Raw genomic sequence first — 23,159 nt, forward strand, 5'->3', positions numbered from 1 at the left:
AAACCTTACGTTGCGTCGGCAAGCGCTTGCTTATATACCCGGACCCCCTCCGCGGCATGCGGGAGGCCTTCCCCGAAGAGGCCTTGAAAGCCGCTTATGAAATCGTCAAGGATGTGAGGGATAGAGGAGCTCCGGCCGCGCTCGAGTGGTCGAGGCGGCTGGACGGCGTAGCCCCCGACGAGCTCGTGGCGCCCCCCTCGTTGAGACCTAACGCCGATCCCGCCGTGGTCGAGGCCGCGCTCGAGGCGGCCAAGTCCCTGGAGCGCCTCTACGTCAAGGTCAAGCCGTCCGATGCGGTGGACTACTACGAGGGCATATTGAGGGCGCTTTTCTGGAAGCCCGTGAAGGCGGCCGCGCTCTACGTGCCGGCCCGTTATGTATCGACCTTGGTCATGTTGGTGGTCCCCGCAAAGATAGCCGGCGTCTCCGACATATACGTCGTGACGCCGCCCAGAGGCGCCACGCCAGAGCTATTCGCCGTGGCCGAAAAGCTCGGCGTCAAGGGGATCGTCCAGTTGGGGGGCCCACAAGGGCTGGCGTACGCGGCCTTCCACCTAGGCGTTGACATGTTGGCGGGGCCCGGCGGCGTCTACGTGCAGGCGGCCAAGTACGTCTTATCCCGCTACGTGGGCATCGACGGTATCGAGGGGCCCACCGAGCTGGTCGTGTACGCGGAGGGCGTGGAGCCGCGGCGCGCCGCGGCCGGGGCCCTCGCCCAGCTGGAACACGGGCCCGCGTCCTTCGCGCTGGTCCTCTCCAGAGATCCCGCGCTTCTGGAGGGGGTAGAGCGCATATACGCCTCCGAGAGGACCAGCTCCATGGGGCCTTTGAAGACGCAGAGGGTCTCGTCGCTAGAGGAGGCCGCGAGGGTAGTGGACGAGACGGCGCCCGAACACCTCGAGGTCTGGGGCGCGCCCGAGCTGGCGTATATGGTCAAAAACGTCGGCGCGATTTCCGTCAACGCGCCGAGCCCTCTGCTCGACTACGTGGCGGGCGTATCGCACGTGTTGCCCACGGGCGGCAGCGCCAAGTGGAGGGGCCCCGTGACGCCCTTGACCTTCATGAAGCCCATAGGCATCGCCTGGCTTTTGGCGGACACCAAGCTGAGGGGACATGCGGTGAGGTTGGCCGAATACGAGGGCTTTAAGAAACACGCCGAGGCCTTGCGATGAGCTGCGCCGTCTTGGACGAGCTCGAGCGCGTGATAAGGGAGAGGATAAATTCGCGCGACCCCAACAGCTACACCTACGCTATATATAGCAAAGGCGTGGGCTATATAGCTAGGAAAGTCGGCGAGGAGGCCGTGGAGCTGGCGGTCGCCGCCCTAGCCGAGGGGAGACAGAGGGTGGTCGAGGAGTCGGCCGACCTCTTGTACCATCTACTGGTCCTCCTCGCGGCGCAAGGCTTAAGCCTCGAGGACGTGTGCGCGGAGTTAAGGCGGCGTAGAGGGGCTAGTCGATCCTCGCCTTGAGCTTCTCGGGGCTGGGCAGAAGCCGAGATTGCCTAGAGCTGAAACAAGAACGGGAGCCCGTGTGGCATGCGGCCCCTATCTGCACCACCTTCAACAAGACAGCATCGCCGTCGCAATCGCTCCTGAACTCAACCACGTATTGGTAGTGTCCCGACGTCTCGCCCTTAAGCCACAACCTCCTCCTGCTGGTGGACCAATAATGCGCTACACCCGTGATGAGGGTGAGGAAGACCGCGACGGGGTCCATGTGGCCCACCATGAGCACCTCGCCCGTCTCCGCGTCCTGCACCACGGCCACGACCGTGCCGTCTCTCTGGCGGTAGTTGAGCCCATTGGCTATCCTCCAGGCCTCCTCGGCCGACGCGAGGGGTTTGGGCTCCACGATATTCAACGCCGCCATAGGTTTTCCCTAGACGCGTATTTAAGGATCCGAGGCGGCCCCCTCATGGCGTTCAAAAAGCTCCCGGTATTTTACGAAGAGCCCGACGTCGGATACGGCGTGTATAGGTTACACTTCAACGAGAACTTGTTCTTGCCCGAGGAGTACTACAAGGAGATCCTCGACGGCTTGGAGAGCTGGGAGGCGCGTTTCTACACTCAGCCCAACAACGCGTCGTTGGCGGCCAAGATAGAGGACCACATGGGCCTCCCGAGGGGCTCCGTCGTGATAACCGCAGGCGCCGACGACGGGCTGAGACTCGCCATCCAGTTGCTCCACTTCGCAGAAGAGAAGAGGCTGGTGGTGCTGGAGCCCGCCTACAGCATGCCGCGGATCCTCGCCGAACAGCTCGGCGTCGAGCACATCCAGTTGTCGTATAGGCAAGACCTCGGCGTCGACGTCGACGAGCTGGTCAAGACGGCTAAAGGCGGCGCCGTCTACGTCTGCTCCCCCAATAACCCGACGGGCCATCTAGTGAGGGAGCTAGAGGAGTTGGCCTCACGCCTCGAGGGGCTCCTCATATACGACGCGGCCTACGCCGAGTTCGCGGGGCTGTGGAGGCCGGAGCTCTACGAGTACGGCAACGTGGTCGAGGCGAGGACCTTCTCGAAGGCTTGGGGCCTCGCGGGCCTCAGAGTCGGCTATCTCGTGGCCCGGAGGGCCTTGGCGTCGGCGCTTAGGGCCTTGGCCTATCCCCACCCCATAAGTAGCTATTCGGCCAAAGTCGTCGAGAGGGCGTTGGCCTTGGAGGGCTACGTGAGGAGGTCCGTGGACGAGGCGCGAGCTGTGAGGGAGGAGGTGGCGCGTAGATTGGCCTTCGACAAATACGTAGGCGAGGCAAACTTCATAACGCTCAAGCTCGAAAACGCAGAGGCGATCGCCTCAGAGCTCTACAAGAGGGGGTTCGCGGTGAGGGCGCTCGGCGGGAAGCCCCTTTGCGAGTCCTGCTTGAGGTTCACCGTGGCGCCCATGGACGTCATGGACAAGTTCCTCGCCGCGTTGTCGGACGCGGTGAAAAGATTTATATAAGGGCCTTCCAAGGGCGACATGCCTACGGACAGTCCCCATATTGTTGGCGGTCCCCAATAAGGGCCGTTTAATGGAGCCCGCGCTTAAGCTCCTCGAGCTCGCGGGCATAAGCCTCCTCGCATCCGACGAGAGGTCCATCATCTTGCCGACCAATTGGCCGGACCTCAACGTGGTCAAGCTCAGGCCCGAGGACATACCGCAGATAGTGTCGGCGGGGAGGATCGCGGCTGGCATCACGGGCCACGACTACGTCGTGGAGTCGGGCGCGGACGTGGAGGAGCTGTTGGATTTGAGAATAGGCAAAGGCTCCATAGTCGTCGCCGCCGTCAGGGGGAAGTGGAGCTCCGTCGACGATTTGCCCGACGGGGTCAAGGTCGCCACTAAGTACGTCAACATAGCCTCCAAGTTCTTCGAGGAGAGGGGGAAAAAGGTGAGGATAGTGAAAGTGTCGGGCTCGGTCGAGGTCATGCCTCTCCTCGGCGTAGCGGACGTCGTGGTCGACGTCATGGCCACCGGCACGACGCTGGCGCTACACGGCCTTCAGCCCCTCGAGAAGATAATGGACACTTCGGCCCGCTTGGTGGCCGGCCGCGAGTGGGCGGACCACTACGTGGTGAGGAAGCTGGCCGCGTATATAAAAGGCCATCTGGACGCCCAGAACAAGCGCATGGTGTTCTTGAACGTGCCCTCGGACAAAATCGCGGAGGTGATCTCCGTGTTGCCTGCCCTGGAGTCGCCGAGCGTTGCGCGCCTCGCAAGGGGCGACATGTACGAGGTGTTCTCCGTGGTCGACGAAGGGGATCTGCCCGACCTTATCATGCGGCTCAAGGCCGCGGGGGCTAAGGACGTGGTCGTAGTCCCTCTGGACAAGTTGATAAAATGAAGGTCGCCATACTCGACTACACCGTGGGCAACATAGGCAGCCTCGTGTCTGCGCTGAGGAGGCTGGGCGCCGAGGCCTATTTGTCCAAGGGCGAGGGCTTGGAGGAGGCCGACGCTGTCGTGTTGCCCGGCGTGGGGACCTTCCAAGTCGCGAGCAAACTAGCGGCGGTCGCGAGACGGTACGTTGGATCCAAGCCCATTTTGGGGATATGTCTCGGCATGCAGTTGTTCTTCGAGTCGAGCGAGGAGGGTGAGGGCCCAGGCCTGGCGTTGTTCCCCGGCCGCGTCGTGAAGATAGAGGCGGAGAGGGTGCCCCACATAGGCTGGGAGTTGACCAAGGCCGCTGGCTCTTGCGATCTGCTCGAGACCGGCTATTTCTACTACCTACACAGCTACGGAGTTGAGGCCAAGGGCGCGCCCTACGAGGCAGCGTATATAGAACTGAGGAGGAAATACGTAGCGGCCGTGTGCGATAAGGACAAGGGGATTTACGGAGTTCAATTCCATCCTGAGCGGAGCGGCAGGAAGGGCCTAGACGTCCTCAAGAAGTTCTTATCGTTCGCCAAGGCCTAGCTTGGCCCTTATCAGCTCGGCTATCCTCTCGGCGAGGGCCTCCGGCTTCTCCCTCGCGTCCAACACCACGTAGCCCTTCTCGGCCGCCCTTTTGAGGTACACGGCGCGCACGGCCTTGAGGAACTCTAGGCGCTCGTATTTCTCCGCTGGGCTGCTCCTCGCGTTTATGCGCCTTACGGCGTCCTCGGGGTCTAGATCCAACAAGATAGTTAAATCGGGGGGCGGGACCTTGGAGTTTATAGCCTCTATGAATCCAATATCCACCCCGGCCGCTCCTTGATAGGCTATGCTCGACTCCACGTAGCGCTCGGTCACCACAACGAGCCCTTTGCGCAGAGCCGGCGCGATTTCTTTTTGGTAATGATCTAGCCTATCCGCCGCGAACAAGAGCGCGTCCACGTACGGATCGGACGTACCGCCCCTCAGCGCCCACTCCTTGATCAAACGGCCTATGGGGCCATCGCTGGGCTCCTTGGTGGCGTAGATAGGCATTATCTCGCGCAACTTGGCTATGACCGTGCTCTTCCCGCTCCCGTCGATCCCCTCGATGGCTACTAGAAAGCCCACGCTACTTCGAGGCGAGGCGGTTTTAAAGAGCGGCGGGCGCCGTCAAGGCGCGAAGGGCAAGAAGGTCACCGGCATCAAAGGCTCCTTGATCTGCGACTTGACGACAACGCCCTCCTTGGGCACTATCTCGAACTCGTAGAGGCCGGGCGGCACCGGGGACCACCTCATCTTCCTTATGAAGAGCACGCGCTTGAAGTTGCCGTCGCGCGTCCTCGCTATGCCTGTCACCAAAACGCCCGTCGCGAGGAACTCCTCGACGCCATAACGGCTTATGGCCGTCGACCCGCTCGGTATTTCGGTGGTCACTATGTTCGTGGTGCCGATCTCCCTCTCTATGCCCATGACCAACACGCGTATGTACTCGCGGAGCACTTGCACGTCTTTGTCGAGCGTCACGAGGGGGGCTATGGGGTCTATGACAAGCCTCTGGGCGTTGAGGGCCGCCACGTAGTCCCTCAAGGAGGCTATGAGCGACTTGGCGATGGCGGTGGGGTCCTTCTCCCTCAGACGCTCTATTAGGTCCATCTCGGGCACCAACACTTCTATGAGGCCCTTGGCCCTCAGCTCCTCTAGGTCCCAGCCGAAGCGCTTGGCGCCCATGACGAGCTGCTCGTAGGTCTCGTCGACCGAGACGTAGATCCCGGGCTCCCCGAATTTGAGAGCTCCTTGTAGGAGGAAGGTGAGCGAGATCAAGGTCTTGCCGGTCCCGGTCTCCCCGGATACCAGATACGTGCGCCCGCGTATGAAGCCCCCTCCGATCAGTTGGTCCAGCCCCTCTATTCCCGTGGGCGCCGTCTCGTAGAACAAGCTGTCCGAATATCTGTTATACGCCACGTCGGAAGACGCCATAATGGCCATATTGCTTCCGGTATATATTTCCATCCTCCACGCTCGAGATACCTTTTAAAACGCGGCGGAGGCTCAAGCGTGTTGACAGAGGGCGTCGTGCGCCTCAAACCGTTGAGGGTCCTCGTGACTATAGAATCGAGCGACCCGCAGTTGAATAAAGGAGCCGCGGAGTTCTTGGCCAAGGCCCTGAAAGGCCCCGTCGACGTGGACGCGGAGGGGCTGAGCATAGCCTTGACCTTTAGGTGGAGCTTGGCCTCGAGAATAGCCGAGATGGTAAACGCCGAGGGCGACTCCGTGCTGGACTTCGAGGTGGACCGCGACGAGGTCGTCATAGTGACCAGGAAGGGCCTCGTCATAACGGTACACGTCGACGTCAAGAACAACGGCTATGTCAGCGAGGTGGAGGGGACCATCTCTGTGGATAGGGCCCCCTTTGAGATCGACGAGGGCTAGCCCCTCTTCACGCGCCTCCCATCGCCGATGACCCAATAGTCGCCGTCGCTCCTCCTCTCCAGCTTAAATATGGGCACCTCGTGCTTCACGCGCTCCAAGGCTTGTCTAGCAACCGCGAAGGAGATCTCCCTATTCACGCCGGCGACGAGGACGTATATGGTGTGATCGCCCGGCCTAAGGGATCCGACTCTGTGGTAGATCCTCGCGTCGAGGACCCCGTCGAGGGATTTAGCCCACTGCTCTATCTCGGCTATCTTCTGGCTCGCGTAGGGCTCGTAGGCCTCGTAGTCGAGCTCGCCCACCTCCGCCCCGTCCACTTGGCCCTTCACGAAGCCGACGAAGATCACCACGCCGCCAGCCCCCCGAGGCGCCGTCTTGGAGATCACGTCCTCAACCTCTTTGTTGAGGTCTATCTCGCCCGATATCAAGCCGCCCCCTCCCGATACCGGAGGCATGACGGCCACCTCGTCGCCCTCTCTGAGCGGGTAGCTCTCGGTGGCGTTTCTGCCGTTTATTAAGAATATGATGTCGTCCTTGTAGGCTAGGGCTTTGGGATACGCCTTGAAGAACCAATCCATCAATTTGCCTAAGGTGTAGTCGTCGGGCACCTCGAGCTCCTCGTACGTCTTGCCGGTGACGTCGCGCAACGCCGAAAAGTACTTCACTCTGACCTTCACGGCAACTAGCGGTTCTGGCGTTTTAAGCCTTAACGTCGCGAAGGCCATATCGTCGTTTCGCAGTCCTCGTTTCGCGGCTGGCCGTCACCAATATTTTAATGATGCCCAATTACCCTTTACTGATGTCGTCTAAATTCGATGTTATAGTTGTGGGAGCCGGCCCCGCTGGGCTCGCCGCCGCGTATAAACTAGCATCGGCCGGTTTTAAGGTCTTAGTGCTCGAAAGGGGAAGGGAGCCGGGCTCGAAGCAAGTCTACGGCGGGAGGATATACGCGTATTGGCTTGATAAATATCTCCCTGAGTTCCGCAAAGACGCACCGACGGATCGCTGGGTCCGCAAAGAGCGCGTGTCGTTAATGGCGGACGAATCCGTCACCACTCTCGAGTTCGAAGTCGTTAAGCCCGAGAGGACCAGCTTCGTCACGTCGTTGTACTCGTTCACCTCGTGGCTAGGCAAACTGGCGACGTCCGCGGGCGCCAAGATCGTGACGGAGGTCGTCGTGGACGAGCTGCTCAGAGACGAGAAGGGGAGGTTCGTCGGCGTGAGGTCGGGCCAAGACAAGGTGTACGCAGAATATGTCATAGACGCCGAGGGCGTGAACAGGCTCTTGCTGGAGAGGGCCGGCGTAGTGCCTAGGCTGAGGCCGGAGCTCGTGGCAGTGGGGGTCAAGGAGGTCCTCAAGTTCGAGAGTAGGAAATTGATGGAGGACAGGCTAGGCCTCTCCGAGGATGAGGGGCTCGCGTGGGCCTTCGCCGGATGGCCCACCGAGTATCTCCCCGGCGGCGGCTTCCTCTACACCTATAGGGACTCCGTGGCGCTCGGCGTAGTGGTCTACTTAACCGCATGGCGCCAGCTCACGACGCCTGTTTACAACTTAGCCGAGCGTTTCAGGACCCATCCCTATATAGCGAGGCTGGTGGCAGGCGCCAGCCTCCAAGAATATTCGGCGCACCTCACGCCTGTGGCTGGGATATCCATGGCCCCGCCGAGGTTTTCCTACGACGGCTTGTTGATAGTTGGCGATGCCGCCGGCTTCTTGATGCACGCCGGCGTTTTGATAAGAGGCGTGGACTTCGCGGTGGCCTCCGGCGTTCTCGCGGCCGAGGCCATAAAGGAGGCGGGGCGCCCCGACGCGCTCTCCCGTTATGACGACAAGTTGAGGAGCAGCTTCATCATAAGGGACCTTGTAGCGTTCAAAAACGCCGATAAGGTGCTGTCGGGGCAATTCGCCTTCGACGATATGCCTAAGCTGGTCAACGCGTTCTTGAGGAACTATTTCGCCATAGAGGACAGACCGCCGACGGTCGCCTCCGCGCTCAAGACCACTTTGGGCGAGACCAACGCTTCTCTGGCAAAGGTATTGATAAATATGATGTACGCTCTGGCTTATCTATGAGCGCACAACAGCCCGTTATCAAGTTCATGACCATAGAGGAGCGCCTCAACGTCAACGCGTGGGATGTCGATATATACAGGCCCCATATAAAGATAAAGGATCCGGACATGTGTAGACGATGCGAGAAGAAGCCTTGTACCTACATGTGCCCCGCCAAGTGCTACGTCCAACAAGGCGACATAGTGGTGCTGAGCACCGAGGCGTGCCTCGAATGCGGCACTTGCCGCGTAGTGTGCCCCTACGAGAACATAGACTGGAATTACCCGCGTTCCGGGATGGGCGTTTGGTACAGGTTCTCCTAGGCGTCGGCGTTCTGCCTTTTTGGCCTTAGTCGAATAGGGCTTCTGCGCAGTATGTAATTATATTTATAAGAACACCTTATCGAAGAGCTCGATGAAGTTCGTGGTGTTGACTAAGGCGGCTGTGCCCCTCTCGTCAGCGATAAGGATAGACCCCAAGACGGGCACGTTGATCAGAGAGGGGGTGCCCCTCTCCGTCAACCAATGGGATCGCGATGCCGTCGAGTTCGCGTTGAAGCTCCGCGACAGATACGGAGGAGAGGTTATAGCTATATCCATGGCTCCGCCTTCCGGAATACCGGCGTTGGAGAGCTTAATAGGGATGGGCGTCGACAAGGCCATACTGGCCACGGACCGCGTCTTCGCTGGGGCCGACACTTGGGCCACCTCCTTCGTTTTGGCCAAGACCATAGAGAAGTACGTCCCCGACTACACCTTGGTGATAGCGGGTGAGGAGACGATAGACAGCACGACGGCGCACGTAGGGGCCCAAGTGGCCTCCCATTTGAACATACCGTATATCTACTACGTGTACGACGCCGAGATACAAGGCAATAAGATCAGAGTGAAGAGGTTCCTCGAGGACGAAGGGGTGGACGAGTTCTATGAGATGGATCTGCCGGCCCTCATATCGGTGGCCAAGGGCACGCAGATGCCTAGGGAGATAAGCTTGTCGAGGAAGATGAACGCCAGAGAGAAGATCGTGCTGGCGAGCAATAAGGAGTTGGGCTTAGACCCCGAGTGCGTGGGGCTGAAGGGCTCGCCGACTTTCGTGGCCTCCCAGACAGGCGCGACGTTCCCGCCCAGGAAGCGGAAGATATTCGCCGGCGATCCCCGCGAATCGGTGAGGGCCTTCGTCGAGGAGTTGAAAAAAGAGGGCTTGTTGTGACCATGCCCTGCAGTCTTTGGCCTCAGATAAACAAGGAGGAGTACAAGGGCGTTTGGGTATACCTAGAACACGACGGGACTAAGCTCAAGGACGTCGCGTTGGAGTTGCTGGGCAAGGCGAGGGACTTAGCCGCTAAGAGGGGCAACGCGCCCGTGGGGGGCGTGTTGGTCGCAGGCACAGACGAGATGGCACAAGAGGCCATCTACCACGGCGCCGACAAAGTCGTCGTGGTGGTAAACCCCGAGCTGAAGGTCTATACGCCATACGAGTACGCCAACGCGATCGCCAAGGTAGTGGCCAAGTACAAGCCCGAGATCTTCTTGATCGGCGCCACGAAGAGGGGGCGCGAGCTGGCCGCGTTCATAGCGAACACATTGACAACGGGCATCACCGCCGACTGCACCGCGTTGGAGATAGACCCTAAGACGGGCGACCTCTTGCAGATCCGCCCGACTTTCGGCGGGACCCAGATGGCCACCATCAAGACGCCTCACAGAAGGCCCCAGATGGCGTCTGTTAGGCCCGGCGTGTTCCCCAGGCCGCCCCGCGATCCCAACAGGAAAGGCGAAATAATCCACGAGGTCGTGGAGCTGAACAACAGAAGGACTGCGTTCTTGGGAGCCGAGAAGAGGATAGAGCACGACATAGCAGATCTTCCGCCTATCGAGTCCTCGGACGTCGTCGTGGCCGGCGGAAGGGGGCTTGGCTCAGCCGACGGCTTCAAGCTGTTGGCGGAGCTGGCTAAGTTGCTCAACGGCACAGTCGGAGCCTCGTTGATGGCCGTCAGGGCCGGCTGGGCGCCCCACACGAGGCAAGTGGGCCAGACGGGCAAAACGATTAGGCCTAAGCTCTACATAGCCGTGGGGATCTCCGGGGCCGTCCAGCACATGATGGGCATACAAGAGGCCAAGTACATAGTGGCGATAAACTCCGACCCGAACGCCCCCATAGTGCAGAACTCCGATTACGCCATTATCGGCGACTACAAACAGATAGTGCCTCTGCTAATCGAGGAAATAAAGAGGGCGAAGGGCATTACGTAATTCAGAAGTAATACCACACGTCATCTTTCGGCGATCAGGGTGTTCATCACGATACGAACAATTCTTTAATTTTTAAGAGACGTTAACTCCCATGAGCCTAGTCGCCAGGGCCATGTTCCCAAAGGGCAAGGAGCCCCGTTATGCCTTCGAGGCTCTCATATCCATGTTGCCCGAGGTGGTGCTGAACTTCGGCGTCGACGGGATCTCCATGAAGGCACTAGACCCGAGCAAGGTCGCTTTGTTGCAACTCGAGTTCGCCGCAGGCGGCCTCGAGGAGTACTCCGTGGATCGCGACGTCAAGATAGGCTTAATCCTCTCGACGGTGAAGGACGCCTTCAAGAGAGTAGGCGCTGCCGAGAAGCTGGAGGTTGGCGTGGACGAGGAGAAACAACGGTTCGTCATGACGGTCTACCCCAAAAAGGGGAGGGAGGTCGGTATATACAGGAGGTTCTCGTTCCCGATAGTCCAACTAGCCGAGGAGGAGATACCCGAGATAAACGTTGAGTACGATGCATCGTTTGAAATGGACTCCTCTACGTTCGACGACATGATGGCCCTAGCGGAGCAAGTATCCGACTCGGTGTTGATACAAGTCTCGCCTGACTCGGTCGTGTTCAAGGCCGAGGGGGAGGGGGGCAGGGCGACCGAGAGCGAGTTCGGCCGCGACAACGAGGCCTTGTTGGATATCAGCGCGCAGGGAGCTGTTAAGGCCAAATACACCGTGGAGCTGATACGGAATGTGTCTGGGAAGTTGAAAGGAATAAGCAAAAGGGTCAAGGTCGAGCTGGGCGACGCGAAGCCCTTGAGGCTCACCTACGAATTCGCCACCGGGAGGTTCGTCATGGTGTTGGCGCCCAGAGTCGACTAATGAACTCCCTAGCCCTCTTCGTCTTGTTCTCGTTCACAATAGCCGTCGCTTTGGCGTTTTTCTGGTACGCCTACACTACGTTTAAATCAACTTCGGACACCATAGTGACGGTGAGGGCCGCCGTGCTCTACTACGAGAACAAAACGTTGAGGATCGTGATGGTGAACCCGGGCCCCAATCCCGTCAACATAAACGCCGTTTACCTGAACGGAATACGGTGCAACTTGACGCGCACCGCCTACATAGGACCAGGCGCCGTGTCTGAGGTGTACGCCACATGTCCTCCTGTACAAGCGCCCTCGGCTCAAGGTATTTTGGTGGCGAACGGCTACCCGATACCGTTCGTCGCCTCGGTATCTTGATTTTATACTGGTTGTTTTTAACGCGGTGATGTGGGCTGGTATTGCCGACCTCTGACGAGGACTACCAGAGCTGATGCGTTACTTCCTGCCGTACGGGCAGAAGTGCAAAACGCCGAGCTGTTTAGCCAGCCCCGCGAAGCTGACGCCGTAGGCCACGACGGGCTTCCCGGCCTGTCTGGCCAACTCCACCAAGGTCTTTACATCCACGGAGCTGGCGGCGCCCGGGGCTATGACGACCACGCCTATCTTGCGCAGTACTTCGGGCAAGGAGCTATCGTCGACTAGGCCTAAGGGCTTTAGCGAGACCCTTGCCGGATCGTAGACGTAGATCTCCGGCGTCATGACGCTCAAGGCCTCGGCGACTCTCTCGCTGTAGCCCACTAGCAAGACGGGCCCTCCGTATAGGAGCGCGATGTATTCGACGAATTTGTTGATACATCTACTGCTCTCGCGCGGGTGGCACGCAAGGGCGGACTTCGCCGCCGTGAGCGCCCTCGCCCTTATGGCCTCGACACAGAACCGCAACGACGGATTCTCGACGGCTTTTGCCAGCTCGTAGACGCCCGACTTGACGTCGGGCTCTACCGGGGCGTCTACGCATATATTGCCTATACAACATCGCGCGATCCTCTGGCCTTCGCAGGTGTCCGCGCCGCCCCTGTCGCTCACCGACACCACTAGAGCGCCCGCGTTCACTAGGTGATTTTGATATTTCTTTAAAAAATTATGTCGAAAAGCTCGGCCGTATAGGATCGTCGCGAGGACTTCAGCTATCGGCTCAGTGGACAACGCCCTTTGCCTTAAATCACTTATATATATTATTGACGAGGATAGTTCATGGAGATTTTGAAACACGATCTGCTCATAATAGGCTCCGGCATAGCGGGTCTGAGGGCCGCCCTACAAGCCGCCTATACCGCCAAGATCGACATCGCTATTTTGAGCAAGGTCCAAGTGATGAGGTCGCACTCGGTCTCGGCAGAGGGCGGCATGTCGGCCGTGTTGTACCCAGACAAGAACGAGGACAGCTTGGAGCTACACGCCTACGACACAGTCAAGGGGTCCGACTATCTGGCGGATCAAGACGCCGTGGAGCTCTTGGTCAACCTAGCCCCTGTCGAGGTCAAATTCCTAGAGAGAATAGGCGTTCCTTGGAGCAGGTTGCCCGACGGCAGGATGTACCAAAGGCCCTTCGGCGGCATGTCGAAGCCCAGGACCACCTTCGCTGCCGACAAGACTGGTTTCTTTATAATGTCTACATTATATCAAAATATTCTTAGATTCGATAATATTAAACAATATCATGAATATTTTGTAACAAAATTAATAATTGAAAATGGAGAATTTAAGGGAGTGACGGCAATCGATTTGAAGACCGGCGAGCTTAAGCTCTTCTTAGCCAAGGCCGCTATAATAGCCACCGGAGGGGCCGGCCGCCTCTACAAGTTCACGACGACGGCCCACTCGACCACGGGCGAGATGTTGGGGTACGCGCTAAGGGCAGGGCTCGCGCTCAAGGACATGGAGTTCGTTCAATGGCACCCCACGGCCTTGGTGCCGAGCGGCATATTAGTCAGCGAGGCCGCTAGAGGGGAGGGCGGCTACTTGATAAACAAGTCGGGCGAGCGCTTCATGAAGCGCTATGCCCCCCAGAAGATGGAGCTGGCTCCGCGCGATATAGTGTCGAGGGCCATACTCACCGAGATAGCAGAGGGCAGAGGTTTCGTTCACGAGGAGAGCGGCATGGGCTACGTGGGGCTCGACCTCAGACACCTCGGCGAGGAGGTCCTCAACAAGAAAATACCGTTTATAAGGGAGTTGGCGCACAAATACGCCGGCATAGACGCGCTCAGCGAGCCCATACCTGTGAGGCCGGCTGTGCACTACACAATGGGCGGCATACACACGGATACCTACGGCCGCGTCCTCGCCCCAGACGGGTCGTGGATCAAGGGGCTTTGGGCCGCCGGCGAGGCCGCCTCAGTCAGCGTCCACGGGGCCAACAGGCTGGGCTCCAACTCGCTCAGCGAGTGCGCGGTGTGGGGGAGGCTGACGGGCGAGGCGGCGGCCAAATACGCCATGGAGGCGCCGACGCCCACGACCGACGAGAAGTACGTAAAGATCGCACAAGAGGAGGAATCCAGGATATTCGACAAGCTTCTGCACAAGGAGACCAACGGCGTCTCCGTCTACGAGCTGAAGGCCCGCCTCCAGAACACCATGGAGGAGCACTTCGGCCCCTTCAGGCACGAGTCTACGATGAAGGAGGGCGTCCCCAAGTTGCTAAAGATAAGGGAGGACTTCTCGAGGGTGAGGGTGGAGGACGGAAGCCGCATATACAACCAAAACTTAAAGGACGCTTTGGAGCTCGACGGCATGATCGACGTGGCGTTGGCGATCGCATACGGGGCCTTGGCGAGGCGGGAGTCGAGGGGTGCCCACTACAGGACTGATTACCCCAACCGCGACGACGTCAATTGGCTGAAGCACACACTAGCCTTCTTTGAAGGAGGCCGGATGCAGTTGTCGTATATACCCGTGAGGATAACTAAGTGGACGAAGTTCGAGGAGAGGAAGTACTAGGCCATGCCGACGTTGACAATAAGGGTCAAGAGATTCGACGGCAAGAAGAGCTGGTGGCAGGAATATAAAGTGGACGTCAAGTCCAGGAGGATCTCCGTCCTCGACGTGTTGTTGCAGATCAAGGAGGAGAAAGACCCCACGTTGGCCGTGCGGTACAGCTGCCGCATGGCCATCTGCGGATCGTGCGGCATGGTCATAAACGGAGTCCCGCGCCTCGCGTGCCAAACTCTCTTGACCGAGATCAAGGGCGATGTCATCACGGTGGAGCCCATGTGGAACCACAGAGTCATAAAAGACCTTGTAGTGGACACCGAGCCCAACTTCGAGAAGTTGAGGAAGGTAAAGCCCTATATAATACGCAATATCAAGGAGTTGTTCGAGTCCGACAAGGAGTTCGGCCAGAAGCCTGAGGAGTTGGAGAAATACTACAACTTCGCCTACTGTATAGAGTGCGGCCTCTGCATGGCGGCGTGCCCCGTCGTGGCGACCAACCCTAGGTTCCTAGGCCCCATGGCGCTCGCCGCCGCGTACCGCTGGTCCGCCGATAGCAGAGACCAAGGCTGGCCGATACGCGCTAAGATAGTCGACGCAGAGGAAGGCGTGTGGTCGTGCCACTTAGCCTATACTTGCTCCGCCGTGTGTCCCAGAGGCGTGGACCCCGGCTTCGCGATACAGTTGGTTAAAGCAGCATTGATGAGAAGGGCCAAGAGGTTATGAGCGATCAACGAAATCCATACATAAATGTAGGCAACAACCATAACGATATGAGGTCGGGAAGGGGCTTTGGCGAGTGGTTCAGAGTTATAAACTATGAACGTCTATATTTCACTATACAGAGAATTAGTGGATTATATATGTTCTTCTATTTGATATTTTATAGAGTTATTTTCGATGCGTTCGTGAGCCCGGCCCTCGTCTCCAGCTTCGACGAGACTGCGGCAGGCAAGGCGTTGGCGGCCCTCTTCTTAGTCTTCTTAGCCTTCCACGGCCTCAACGGCCTCAGGATAATGTTTATCGAGTTCGGCATAATAAAAGGCTGGCCTCTCAGAGATCCCATAAAGAACATCCCTGGACTTCGTAGATCCCGGAGCCACTTGGCGTACAACGTGTTGATGATAATAGTGGCCATAGCGGCGTTGATATATCTGCCGTACTTGGTAGTGTTCGGCGCTGTGTTTAGGCCATGAGCGAGGGGACCATACGCTTGGCCTTCCTCTTATTGGCGCTCTATGTAGTGGTCATGATAGGCGTTGTGTTCTTGGTGTTGCTCCCCATGTACGTGCCGCTCTCGGAAGTCCTCAGCTCTAACCCCATAACCGTCTACCCCGAGGGGGTAGCTAAGGTGAATCCGACGCTCAAGGTGCTCGAGGCGTCTATAGCGGCGGCTTGGAGCACTCACGGAACTCTGGGATTCAGGAGGTTCTTGTTGGATTCGGTGAAGACCGAGAGGGGGGCCAAGGCTGTTAATTGGCTGACAGTAATTCTAATAATCGTGATAGTGCCGCTCGTGATTTACGCCATATTGAAGATCTAGTACTTGATTTTTAAAGTACAGACAACTTGTTCTTGTGCGCTTTAACGAGAGAGCCGCCGGCGCCGTGGTGTACATAATGCGGGAGAAGCCCCTTTATCTAGTGTTACACAGCAGATTCGGCTGGGATTTCCCCCATGGGCTGATAAGGGAAAAAGAGACCGAGACGGCTGCTGCTCTAAGGGAGATCTACGAGGAGACCCGCTTGAAAGTTGACCTAATACCGGGGTTCATGGAGCGCGTGATGATAAGGTTCTCCAGAGGGGGGAGGACCATATACAAGGAGATCGTGATGTACCTCGCTAGGGCGTATTCCGAGGACGTCCAGCTGTCCAGAGAACACGACGATTATGCGTGGCTCGACTACGAGAGCGCCTTGAACAAGCTGTCCCGCGACGAGATGAGGCGCGTGCTCATAAAGGCCAATAACTTCATCAAGACAGCCATCAAAGCAGTATGAAGTTGAGCATCGTGTTGAGGGCAGATCTCCCCATCTCTTGCGGGAAGGCGGCGGCTCAAGCCGGCCACGCCGCGGTCGAATGCACTATCAAGGCCCTCGACTCGGCCAAATGGAGGAAGTGGGCCGAGCAATGGCTAGAGGAGGGGCAGAAGAAGATAGTATTGGCGGCCAACAGCCAAGAGGAGATCCTAGAGCTCGAGGCCAAGGCTAAATCCCTCGGGCTGCCGGCCGAGATAATAAGAGATGCGGGCCTCACAGAGGTGCCGCCTGGCACTATCACCGCGCTTTGCGTGGGGCCCGCGCCGGACGAGCTCGTGGACGCCGTGACAGGACGCCTTAAGCTTTATAAACAGCCCTCTTGATGTATATATCAACGCCTATGCCCTCCACATCCCATTGTTTCGCGTAGGAGCCCTCCGGGCCCTTGCCCAGCTCGAGCTTGACGGCCCTCACCTCGTTGGCTATGTACTTCCTCATGTGCTCCACGGCCTTCTTGAGCTCCTCGTTAGGAGTGTCCACGTACACCTCCACGTAGTCGTTGACGGATAGATCCGCCTCTTTCCTCATCACTTGGATCCTCCTCACCAGCTCCCTCGCCAACGCCTCGTAGTAAAGCTCGGGCTCTAGCTTAGCCGGAACGCAGACGGCTATGCCGCCCTCCTCGTGCGAGACCCACCCCTCGGGGCATTCGCCCTCCTCCACCGTTTTGGCGTTGGCCAAGTAGGCCAACAAAGCGGCGTATTTAGCCGCCCTCGGAGCCCCTCTTATCACCACCTTGGATATAGGCCATCTGAGCTTTATGCCGGCCTTGTTCCTCGCCTCGGCGATTATCGAGAAGGCCTTGAACAACTCGTCGAAAGTCCTCAGCAGCTCCTCGTCGACGGGCCCCGGCTCAGGGTAGCGGGCCAAGTGGACCGACTCTGCTACGTCGGGCTCGTACTTCTTGACGAAGTTCTGCCACAAATATTCGGCGATATGTGGCACGAAGATGCCGCCTATTACCAACACGTCCTTGAGCACCTTGAACAACACGGCGTAGGCGGCGAATTTGTCCTCGGTGGGCTCCTCGCTCCAGACCCTCCTCCTCAAGAGCCTTATGTACCTATGGCTTAGGGTCTCGACGACGAAATCGACCCAGGCCCTGGCCGCCTCGTGTATCTCAAACGCCTCCATGCGCCGCGCCACCTCCTCGGCTAGCTTGTTGGCGGCCGAGAGGAGCCATTTGTCCTCGTCCAAGGCCTTGTCCAAGTAGGCCTCTAAGGCGTGCTTCTTGGGGTCGAAGCCGTCGAGGCCCATGTACGTGTCGGCGAATTTGACGACATTCCAGAGTATGTTGAGGTAGCTGACCTCGAACTTAACCTCGTCCGGGTCGAAGTTGAGCGACTCCCAAGGGGCCGCCTTGGTGAGCAAGTAGAGCCTGACGGGGTCGGCTCCGTATTTGCTCAAGAGGTCCTTGGCCCAGATCACGTTGCCCTTGCTCTTGGACATCTTCTGGCCTTGTTTGTCCAATATATGCCCGGTTATCAAGATGGACTTGTAGGGCGCCCTCCCGGTGTACACCATCGACGTGGCCAACAGGGAATAGAACCAACCTCGCGTCTGGTCGATCGCCTCGGTGACCCAGTCGAAGGGATAAAGCGACTCCCACAGCTCTCTATTACGCTCGCCGTCCACGGCCGCTATCCAAGCTATGCCCGAGTCCATCCAGACGTCGGCCACGTAGGGCTCCCTCACCCATTTGTCGCAGTCGGGCGTCGAGATCTCCACTTGGTCTATCCAAGGCCTGTGCACTAGCCAGAAGTCGTCCACGGGCGGGAGGCTCTTGGCCATCGCCTTGAGCTCGTCTATGCTACCTATCACTAATATCCTGCCGTCCTTCTGGCAACGCCATATGGGCAACGGCGTGCCCCAGAACCTGCTCCTGCTGATGTTCCAATCTCTGGCGTTCTTGACGAAGTCGTCGAACCTATACCTCAGCTTTTCGGGATATATCTTGACCTTTTTCAACTCCTCGTACATCTGGTCCCTCAGCTTGGACATCTTGATGAACCACTGGCGGTCCGCCCTCAGTATCAGCTTAGTGCCGCAACGCCAACAGTGCGGGTACTCGTGCCTTATCTTAGTGCTGTAGATCAAGAGCCCCCTCTCCTTGAGGTCCTCCACGACTTTCTTATCCACGTCGAATACGTACATCCCGGCGTATCTGCCGCCCAGCTCGTTGTACACGCCGTTGATCTCGACGCTGTTGGTTATCTTGATGCCGAACTTCTGGGCCAACTCGAAGTCCTCGGGGCCGTGGCCCGGCGCTATGTGGACTAGCCCGGTGCCTTGTTCGAGGGTCACGAACTCTGCCGGGTAGACTTGGTGGGGCCTATTAGCCCTCTCGGGGACCAGATCGGCTAAGGGGTGCACGTAGCGCATGCCGACGAGCTCGGCCCCCTTCTTGGTCTCGACGATGCGCCATTCCTTAACCCCGAACAGCTGCATGAGTTGTTGGGCTAGCCTCTCGGCCAGCCACCAGTACTCCCTCTTGCCGTCCACTAGCACCTCCACCTTGGCGTAGCTGTACTCTGGGTGCACCGCGACGGCCTCGTTGTCCACTATAGTCCAGGGGGTCGTGGTCCAGATCACTAAGTACTCGTCGTCTCTGCCCTCCACCTTGAACTTGACGTATATCGACGGGTCTTCCCTCTCGGCGTATCCCAAGTCCACTTCGTGGTCGCTCAACGACGTCTCGCAACGGGGACAGAACCAGAGGACCTTGTAGTCCTCGGCGAGGAGCCCCTTCTCGTGGGCCCTCTTAATGAGCCTCCAGGCATATTCTATATAGCGCGGCCTCCTAGTCTGATAGGCCCTCTCGAGATCTAGCCAGAGGCCCAGCCTCCTCGTGCCCCACTCCTCCCAGAAGGAGAGGTAGTAGTCCACCAGCTTGTTGCACTCCTCGGAGAACTTCGCCACGCCGAACTTCTCTATGTCCTTCTTGCTCTTGAGGCCTTGCCTTTGCTCCACCTCGAGCTCCACGGGGAGCCCTTGCATGTCCCAGCCGCCTTGCGCCCACACCGAATAGCCCCTGGATCTCCAGAAGCGCAAAACGACGTCTTTGTAGGTCCTGCCCCTTATGTGGCCCACGTGAGGGAAGCCGTTAGTGGTGGGAGGGCCTTCCAAGAACGTGAACTTCTTGTTGTTGGGGTCGAACGCCCTCCATTTCTCCTCTATGTTTTTCTCGGCCCAGAACTTGCGCACGTAGTCCTCGACAGCCAACGCGTTGTAGTTCATCACGGAATCCCCGGCATGGCTCTATGATTTAAAGTTATTTTAAGCTTGAGCCTCGACGGGCTTGACGGGGTCGCGCGCTTCGCGGCGGTTCTTATCCGTCGCGCACGTCGCTCGGCCGGATCGGGGGCTGAAGGGGGCGAGCCCTCGACTGGCTGAGCTTCGGCTATAACTTTTTATGGATATTTTAGAAAAGTCGTTTATGTCTTGGAGGACGGCGATAACTATCGCCGGGCTCGACTCGGGCGGCGGCGCCGGCATACACGCCGACATAAAGACGTTCGCGGCGCTCGGAGTCCACGGGACCACCGCCTTGACTTGCGTCACAGCCCAGAACACCTACGAGGTGAGGAGGGCCCAGTGCCTAGAGCCGTCTCTCGTGAGGGACCAGATCTTGGCCGTCTGGGACGACATGGGGATCGACGCGGGCAAGACGGGGATGTTGGGGACTCGCGACATAATAAAGGAGGTGGCCTCCGTCGTGAGCAAGCTGGGCTTCCCCCTAGTCGTCGATCCAGTCATGGTGGCCAAGTCGGGCGCCCCCCTAATATCGGAGGACGCCATGGAGGCCTTAGTCAAGAGGCTTCTGCCCGTGGCCAAGGTCGTTACCCCCAACAGATACGAGGCCGAGAGGCTGACGGGCATGAGGATATCGAGCGTGGAGGACGCCAAGAAAGCCGCCGAGAGGATCCACAGAGAGATGGGAAGCGAGATAGTGATAGTGAAGGGCGGCCACCTCGAGGCGCAAGACGCCGTGGATGTGGTATATATAAACGGCACCTTCCACGAGCTGAGGACGCCGCGTTTAGACCCCCGCGCCACGCACGGAACAGGCTGCTCCTTCTCAGCGGCGATCGCGGCGGGGTTGGCCAAGGGCGAGGAGCCCCTTCAAGCCATAAAGATAGCTAAGGAGTTGATATACGTCGCTATAAAGTACGGAGTGCCCAAGGGCAAGGGCCATTGGCCCGTGAACCCGACGGCTTGGGTGGAAATACCGGCCGAGAAGTGGAGGGCGTACGAGGAGATGACCAAGGCGTTGGGAGTGCTCGAGGAGAACGCGGAGCTGTTCGGCGCCTTGATACCCGAGGTCCAGAGCAACTTGGGCTACTCCATAGACCCCCGCTACGCCCGGGGGAGGGACGACGTCGTGGCTATCCCGGGCAGGATCGTGAAGTACATGGGCAAGGCGAAGCCCTCGGGGCCTCCCACGTTCGGCGCCAGCGACCACGTGGCGAGGAAGATATTGGCCGCGCTAGGCCACGACCCCCGCGTAAGGGCCGCCGCGAATTTCAAGCTCGACGAGGACCTCCTGAGGAGGGCCAAGGAGGCGGGCTACAGGATAGCCGTCGTGGACAGGCGCAACGAGCCGAAGGAGGTGAAGGAAAGAGAGGGGGGCTCTATGCAGTGGATATTAGAGGAGGCCGTCAAGCAGACGGGCGGCGTGCCCGACATCATAGTCGACTTGGGCGATTGGGGGAAGGAGCCCATGATATCGGTGCTAGGCAAGAACCCGTCAGAAGTCCTCGAGAAGGTGTTGAGACTATATAGGGGTAAATAACTGCGACTATACGTCGCGCCGGCGTCCACGCATTTTAGGATCTCTTCGGCCGTTCGAGCTCGCCGAGTTAGCTTGAGGCGTTTCCCGAGGGGCGTCCACTGTCCCAAGAGGGCTAGGCCCGGAGGCGTGTGCTCGGCGCGAAATCCCTATGGAGATGCGGCGTTAGAGAAGAAGGAAAACACTGGCGCCCCGGCCGGGATTTGAATTCCCAGGGGCCTTCGACCAACCCCGCCCGGGTCACGGGCTCGACAGGCCCGCATACTAGTCCGGGCTATACTACCGGGGCTGCAACCAGCCTACTCGTTGCTTTTAAGCTTTTCCCTTCGCTTCAAACATGTTTCCAAGCCCAGAGAGTCCGCTAGAGAAGTTCTAGCTAGCGGAGAGCAACGTTGATTAGGGCTGTGAGTACGCGGAGGCCAGCATCGTGGTATCCGTACGTGGGGTTCCGCAGTCATCGACAGCGAATAATACGCAGATTGGGTCCGGCGCATTCCATAAGCGACTCGATCGCCTCGACGCTAACCGCCGCCGGCTTCGCCGTCTCGCCTCCAATTTCGAGATATAACGGCCGTGAGATCCAACGCCGTGCGCCTCTCGGCGTCGTCGCCGACGATAATTCAAGCGCCGACAAGACGAGGGCCGCGGATTAACGAAGAGTACACCAGTAGAAACCAATGCGCCTCGACTTTTTGTTCCGAGCCGAGGCACTTGGCGGTCTGAGTGGGGCTTAAGATACGGCTTGCGGGGCCAAATGCGGCGGCCGGGATTCGAACCCGGGATCAACGGCTTGGAAGGCCGCCATCCTAAACCAGGCTAGACTACCGCCGCTTGTCGGCTATGTACCCATTCTTTTTTAACCTTTACGCCAGGCCGACACGGCGGTATATGCGCTCAGCTCCGCCGCGAGCAAATGGCCGCGCCGGAGGCATGAGCTACAAATCGCCGAGGTCCTTATTGCCGGAAAGCGAGCGGAGGTCGACGGAGCGCTCGCCGGGCAGGCCCGACGCCGTCGGCGGCGAAGCCTTAAAGCCGATCTGTACCTCGGAGGGGGCTCGCCCAACGCACAGGGGTTAATGTTTTTAATCGCCCCAACTCGGCCTCCCCATGGTTAGGCCGGCTCTGCGCTCTCGGTCTTTGAGGAGAGTCCAGAGGAGGACGCCGGGCGGCCGCACCGTGGTCCACTACTACAAGAGGTTCGCGTCGCCGCCCAAGAGCGCCATAACCGGCGAGCCGATACAAGGCGTCGGCAAGCGGATCAAGGGGGAGAGAGGGGGCTTCAGAGCGCCGTCGAGGCCATACGGCGGCTACGTATCCCATAAAGTCCTCGAGCGAGCGCTACGGCTCGCCGTTAGATCTTGATGGTCGTAATAGCGATATCAGGACAGCCTGGCTCGGGCAAGACGACGGTCGCCAAGGAGATCGCGAGGGTCCTGGGTCTGAGGCTTAGGTCCTCGGGCGCTCTCTTCAGAGAGCTCGCGAGGAAGTTGGGGATGGACCTCATAGAGTTCCATAAATACGCCGAACAACACCCTGAGATAGACAGAGAGGTGGACGAGATGGCCATAGAGGAGGCCAAGAGGGGGGACGCCGTGCTCGAGGGGCACCTCACCGCCTGGGTCGTGCGCCCCTACGCTGATATATGCATCTACCTCAAGGGAGCACCTGAGGTCAGAGCCAAGAGGGTCGCTCTCAGGGACGGGCGCCGCTACGAGGATGCGTTAAAGGAAATACTGGAGCGGGAGGAGCTCAACAAGAGGCGATATAAGCAGATCTATAACATAGACATATCGGATTTAGCCCCTTTCGATTTAGTCGTGGACACGACCTATCTCTCCCAAGCCGATGTGGTGAGGATAACTCTCGATTTCGTCTGCACCGCGTTATCCGCCAAGTTCTCCAAGAACATGTGCGCTAGTTGGAGTAATAGGTATTAACAGCAGTTGGAGCAATAGATAT

The 23,159-nt window shown here is 58.7% G+C and carries 27 protein-coding genes and 2 tRNA genes; 21 read left to right on the top strand and 8 right to left on the bottom strand.

The annotated features are described in order from the left end of the window. Positions 1 to 56 precede the first annotated feature (56 nt). On the top strand, positions 57 to 1,172 hold the full coding sequence (gene hisD / locus ACZ5PA_RS09475; protein ID WP_464930090.1) for a histidinol dehydrogenase: 1,116 nt from the start codon (positions 57 to 59) through the stop codon (positions 1,170 to 1,172). After that, entirely contained in the window at positions 1,169 to 1,471 is a 303-nt protein-coding gene (gene hisE / locus ACZ5PA_RS09480) for a phosphoribosyl-ATP diphosphatase (protein ID WP_464930091.1), read from the top strand. Before hisD ends, hisE begins: the two co-directional genes overlap by 4 nt. Here the strand turns inward: hisE and hisI are convergent. Next, positions 1,452 to 1,853, bottom strand: coding sequence for a phosphoribosyl-AMP cyclohydrolase (hisI, locus tag ACZ5PA_RS09485; RefSeq protein ID WP_464931248.1), 402 nt, complete (start codon positions 1,851 to 1,853; stop codon positions 1,452 to 1,454). The genes hisE and hisI overlap by 20 nt on opposite strands. A 63-nt stretch (positions 1,854 to 1,916) precedes the next feature. Between hisI and ACZ5PA_RS09490 the strand changes: the two genes are divergently transcribed. From ACZ5PA_RS09490 to hisH, 3 genes are all read left to right on the top strand, one after another. Then, on the top strand, positions 1,917 to 2,939 hold the full coding sequence (locus ACZ5PA_RS09490) for a pyridoxal phosphate-dependent aminotransferase (RefSeq protein ID WP_464930092.1): 1,023 nt from the start codon (positions 1,917 to 1,919) through the stop codon (positions 2,937 to 2,939). Between the two features lie 70 nt (positions 2,940 to 3,009). Next, entirely contained in the window at positions 3,010 to 3,822 is an 813-nt protein-coding gene (hisG, locus tag ACZ5PA_RS09495; protein ID WP_464930093.1) for an ATP phosphoribosyltransferase, read from the top strand. Beyond that, positions 3,819 to 4,394: an imidazole glycerol phosphate synthase subunit HisH gene (gene hisH / locus ACZ5PA_RS09500; protein WP_464930094.1), complete on the top strand. Its 576-nt coding sequence runs from the start codon at positions 3,819 to 3,821 to the stop codon at positions 4,392 to 4,394. The genes hisG and hisH overlap by 4 nt, the downstream gene beginning before the upstream one ends. Here hisH and tmk read toward each other — a convergent pair. Both tmk and ACZ5PA_RS09510 read right to left on the bottom strand, forming a co-directional pair. Beyond that, a complete protein-coding gene (gene tmk, locus ACZ5PA_RS09505) occupies positions 4,374 to 4,961 on the bottom strand; it encodes a dTMP kinase (protein WP_464930095.1) in 588 nt (195 codons plus the stop codon). The two genes, hisH and tmk, sit on opposite strands and share 21 nt — an antisense overlap. Positions 4,962 to 5,003: 42 nt before the next feature. Beyond that, entirely contained in the window at positions 5,004 to 5,810 is an 807-nt protein-coding gene (locus ACZ5PA_RS09510; protein WP_464931249.1) for an ATPase domain-containing protein, read from the bottom strand. 78 nt (positions 5,811 to 5,888) lie between these two features. Between ACZ5PA_RS09510 and ACZ5PA_RS09515 the strand changes: the two genes are divergently transcribed. Beyond that, positions 5,889 to 6,263, top strand: coding sequence for a hypothetical protein (locus ACZ5PA_RS09515; protein ID WP_464930096.1), 375 nt, complete (start codon positions 5,889 to 5,891; stop codon positions 6,261 to 6,263). Here ACZ5PA_RS09515 and ACZ5PA_RS09520 read toward each other — a convergent pair. After that, positions 6,260 to 6,940: a molybdenum cofactor biosynthesis protein gene (locus ACZ5PA_RS09520; protein WP_464930097.1), complete on the bottom strand. Its 681-nt coding sequence runs from the start codon at positions 6,938 to 6,940 to the stop codon at positions 6,260 to 6,262. The genes ACZ5PA_RS09515 and ACZ5PA_RS09520 overlap by 4 nt on opposite strands. Before the next feature lie 122 nt (positions 6,941 to 7,062). Between ACZ5PA_RS09520 and ACZ5PA_RS09525 the strand changes: the two genes are divergently transcribed. The 6 genes from ACZ5PA_RS09525 (at position 7,063) to ACZ5PA_RS09550 (ending at position 11,798) form a co-directional block, all read left to right on the top strand. Beyond that, the gene (locus tag ACZ5PA_RS09525) at positions 7,063 to 8,337 is read left to right on the top strand and encodes an FAD-dependent oxidoreductase (protein ID WP_464930098.1); all 1,275 of its coding nucleotides are present in this window, start codon (positions 7,063 to 7,065) and stop codon (positions 8,335 to 8,337) included. Further along, on the top strand, positions 8,334 to 8,639 hold the full coding sequence (locus ACZ5PA_RS09530; protein WP_464930099.1) for a ferredoxin family protein: 306 nt from the start codon (positions 8,334 to 8,336) through the stop codon (positions 8,637 to 8,639). The genes ACZ5PA_RS09525 and ACZ5PA_RS09530 overlap by 4 nt, the downstream gene beginning before the upstream one ends. Before the next feature lie 91 nt (positions 8,640 to 8,730). After that, complete coding sequence (locus ACZ5PA_RS09535; protein ID WP_464930100.1) at positions 8,731 to 9,525, top strand: electron transfer flavoprotein subunit beta/FixA family protein; 795 nt, start codon at positions 8,731 to 8,733, stop codon at positions 9,523 to 9,525. A 2-nt stretch (positions 9,526 to 9,527) separates the two neighbouring features. Further along, positions 9,528 to 10,568, top strand: a complete 1,041-nt coding sequence (locus ACZ5PA_RS09540) for an electron transfer flavoprotein subunit alpha/FixB family protein (RefSeq protein WP_464930101.1) — start codon at positions 9,528 to 9,530, stop codon at positions 10,566 to 10,568. Between the two features lie 91 nt (positions 10,569 to 10,659). Beyond that, on the top strand, positions 10,660 to 11,436 hold the full coding sequence (locus tag ACZ5PA_RS09545; protein ID WP_464930102.1) for a DNA polymerase sliding clamp: 777 nt from the start codon (positions 10,660 to 10,662) through the stop codon (positions 11,434 to 11,436). Next, positions 11,436 to 11,798 (top strand): hypothetical protein, encoded by a 363-nt coding sequence (locus ACZ5PA_RS09550; protein ID WP_464930103.1) that lies wholly within the window; start codon positions 11,436 to 11,438, stop codon positions 11,796 to 11,798. The genes ACZ5PA_RS09545 and ACZ5PA_RS09550 overlap by 1 nt, the downstream gene beginning before the upstream one ends. Before the next feature lie 78 nt (positions 11,799 to 11,876). Here the strand turns inward: ACZ5PA_RS09550 and ACZ5PA_RS09555 are convergent, their stop codons facing one another. Next, positions 11,877 to 12,494, bottom strand: a complete 618-nt coding sequence (locus ACZ5PA_RS09555) for a hypothetical protein (RefSeq protein WP_464930104.1) — start codon at positions 12,492 to 12,494, stop codon at positions 11,877 to 11,879. A 141-nt stretch (positions 12,495 to 12,635) separates the two neighbouring features. Here ACZ5PA_RS09555 and ACZ5PA_RS09560 point away from each other — a divergent pair, with 141 nt between their 5' ends. From ACZ5PA_RS09560 to pth2, 6 genes are all read left to right on the top strand, one after another. After that, positions 12,636 to 14,381, top strand: a complete 1,746-nt coding sequence (locus ACZ5PA_RS09560) for a succinate dehydrogenase/fumarate reductase flavoprotein subunit (protein ID WP_464930105.1) — start codon at positions 12,636 to 12,638, stop codon at positions 14,379 to 14,381. Between the two features lie 3 nt (positions 14,382 to 14,384). Then, on the top strand, positions 14,385 to 15,098 hold the full coding sequence (locus ACZ5PA_RS09565; RefSeq protein WP_464930106.1) for a succinate dehydrogenase iron-sulfur subunit: 714 nt from the start codon (positions 14,385 to 14,387) through the stop codon (positions 15,096 to 15,098). Positions 15,099 to 15,280: 182 nt separating this feature from the next. Then, a complete protein-coding gene (locus tag ACZ5PA_RS09570; protein WP_464930107.1) occupies positions 15,281 to 15,568 on the top strand; it encodes a hypothetical protein in 288 nt (95 codons plus the stop codon). Then, positions 15,565 to 15,915, top strand: a complete 351-nt coding sequence (locus ACZ5PA_RS09575; protein ID WP_464930108.1) for a succinate dehydrogenase — start codon at positions 15,565 to 15,567, stop codon at positions 15,913 to 15,915. The genes ACZ5PA_RS09570 and ACZ5PA_RS09575 overlap by 4 nt, the downstream gene beginning before the upstream one ends. Before the next feature lie 34 nt (positions 15,916 to 15,949). Beyond that, entirely contained in the window at positions 15,950 to 16,372 is a 423-nt protein-coding gene (locus tag ACZ5PA_RS09580; protein ID WP_464930109.1) for a bis(5'-nucleosyl)-tetraphosphatase, read from the top strand. Beyond that, positions 16,369 to 16,734: a peptidyl-tRNA hydrolase Pth2 gene (gene pth2 / locus ACZ5PA_RS09585; RefSeq protein ID WP_464930110.1), complete on the top strand. Its 366-nt coding sequence runs from the start codon at positions 16,369 to 16,371 to the stop codon at positions 16,732 to 16,734. The genes ACZ5PA_RS09580 and pth2 overlap by 4 nt, the downstream gene beginning before the upstream one ends. Here the strand turns inward: pth2 and ileS are convergent. Further along, the gene (ileS, locus tag ACZ5PA_RS09590) at positions 16,709 to 19,648 is read right to left on the bottom strand and encodes an isoleucine--tRNA ligase (RefSeq protein WP_464931250.1); all 2,940 of its coding nucleotides are present in this window, start codon (positions 19,646 to 19,648) and stop codon (positions 16,709 to 16,711) included. The genes pth2 and ileS overlap by 26 nt on opposite strands. 199 nt (positions 19,649 to 19,847) lie before the next feature. Between ileS and ACZ5PA_RS09595 the strand changes: the two genes are divergently transcribed. After that, a complete protein-coding gene (locus ACZ5PA_RS09595; protein ID WP_464930111.1) occupies positions 19,848 to 21,203 on the top strand; it encodes a bifunctional hydroxymethylpyrimidine kinase/phosphomethylpyrimidine kinase in 1,356 nt (451 codons plus the stop codon). A 182-nt stretch (positions 21,204 to 21,385) separates the two neighbouring features. On the opposite strand, the gene ACZ5PA_RS09600 is transcribed toward ACZ5PA_RS09595, so the two are convergent. Together ACZ5PA_RS09600 and ACZ5PA_RS09605 are read right to left on the bottom strand one after the other, a co-directional pair. Continuing rightward, positions 21,386 to 21,489, bottom strand: a tRNA-Asp gene (locus tag ACZ5PA_RS09600). Between the two features lie 466 nt (positions 21,490 to 21,955). Then, positions 21,956 to 22,031 (bottom strand) — tRNA-Gly (locus ACZ5PA_RS09605). A 276-nt stretch (positions 22,032 to 22,307) separates the two neighbouring features. Here ACZ5PA_RS09605 and ACZ5PA_RS09610 point away from each other — a divergent pair. Beyond that, the gene (locus tag ACZ5PA_RS09610) at positions 22,308 to 22,562 is read left to right on the top strand and encodes an eL34 family ribosomal protein (protein WP_464930112.1); all 255 of its coding nucleotides are present in this window, start codon (positions 22,308 to 22,310) and stop codon (positions 22,560 to 22,562) included. Next, the gene (cmk, locus tag ACZ5PA_RS09615; RefSeq protein WP_464930113.1) at positions 22,562 to 23,137 is read left to right on the top strand and encodes a (d)CMP kinase; all 576 of its coding nucleotides are present in this window, start codon (positions 22,562 to 22,564) and stop codon (positions 23,135 to 23,137) included. The genes ACZ5PA_RS09610 and cmk overlap by 1 nt, the downstream gene beginning before the upstream one ends. Positions 23,138 to 23,159 lie beyond the last annotated feature (22 nt).

The organism is Thermoproteus thermophilus, assembly GCF_055392855.1.

Bases quoted from the DNA above. Each gene is read 5' to 3' on its own strand.
- ACZ5PA_RS09510 (WP_464931249.1), bottom strand. From the start codon at position 5,810: ATGGCGTCTTCCGACGTGGCGTATAACAGATATTCGGACAGCTTGTTC.
- pth2 (WP_464930110.1), top strand. From the start codon at position 16,369: ATGAAGTTGAGCATCGTGTTGAGGGCAGATCTCCCCATCTCTTGCGGG.
- hisD (WP_464930090.1), top strand. From the start codon at position 57: ATGCGGGAGGCCTTCCCCGAAGAGGCCTTGAAAGCCGCTTATGAAATC.
- ACZ5PA_RS09595 (WP_464930111.1), top strand. From the start codon at position 19,848: ATGTCTTGGAGGACGGCGATAACTATCGCCGGGCTCGACTCGGGCGGC.
- ileS (WP_464931250.1), bottom strand. From the start codon at position 19,648: ATGAACTACAACGCGTTGGCTGTCGAGGACTACGTGCGCAAGTTCTGG.
- ACZ5PA_RS09550 (WP_464930103.1), top strand. From the start codon at position 11,436: ATGAACTCCCTAGCCCTCTTCGTCTTGTTCTCGTTCACAATAGCCGTC.
- ACZ5PA_RS09490 (WP_464930092.1), top strand. From the start codon at position 1,917: ATGGCGTTCAAAAAGCTCCCGGTATTTTACGAAGAGCCCGACGTCGGA.
- hisH (WP_464930094.1), top strand. From the start codon at position 3,819: ATGAAGGTCGCCATACTCGACTACACCGTGGGCAACATAGGCAGCCTC.
- ACZ5PA_RS09610 (WP_464930112.1), top strand. From the start codon at position 22,308: ATGGTTAGGCCGGCTCTGCGCTCTCGGTCTTTGAGGAGAGTCCAGAGG.
- ACZ5PA_RS09565 (WP_464930106.1), top strand. From the start codon at position 14,385: ATGCCGACGTTGACAATAAGGGTCAAGAGATTCGACGGCAAGAAGAGC.
- ACZ5PA_RS09535 (WP_464930100.1), top strand. From the start codon at position 8,731: ATGAAGTTCGTGGTGTTGACTAAGGCGGCTGTGCCCCTCTCGTCAGCG.
- hisG (WP_464930093.1), top strand. From the start codon at position 3,010: ATGGAGCCCGCGCTTAAGCTCCTCGAGCTCGCGGGCATAAGCCTCCTC.
- ACZ5PA_RS09540 (WP_464930101.1), top strand. From the start codon at position 9,528: ATGCCCTGCAGTCTTTGGCCTCAGATAAACAAGGAGGAGTACAAGGGC.
- ACZ5PA_RS09525 (WP_464930098.1), top strand. From the start codon at position 7,063: ATGTCGTCTAAATTCGATGTTATAGTTGTGGGAGCCGGCCCCGCTGGG.
- hisE (WP_464930091.1), top strand. From the start codon at position 1,169: ATGAGCTGCGCCGTCTTGGACGAGCTCGAGCGCGTGATAAGGGAGAGG.
- ACZ5PA_RS09575 (WP_464930108.1), top strand. From the start codon at position 15,565: ATGAGCGAGGGGACCATACGCTTGGCCTTCCTCTTATTGGCGCTCTAT.
- ACZ5PA_RS09560 (WP_464930105.1), top strand. From the start codon at position 12,636: ATGGAGATTTTGAAACACGATCTGCTCATAATAGGCTCCGGCATAGCG.
- ACZ5PA_RS09545 (WP_464930102.1), top strand. From the start codon at position 10,660: ATGAGCCTAGTCGCCAGGGCCATGTTCCCAAAGGGCAAGGAGCCCCGT.
- cmk (WP_464930113.1), top strand. From the start codon at position 22,562: ATGGTCGTAATAGCGATATCAGGACAGCCTGGCTCGGGCAAGACGACG.
- ACZ5PA_RS09530 (WP_464930099.1), top strand. From the start codon at position 8,334: ATGAGCGCACAACAGCCCGTTATCAAGTTCATGACCATAGAGGAGCGC.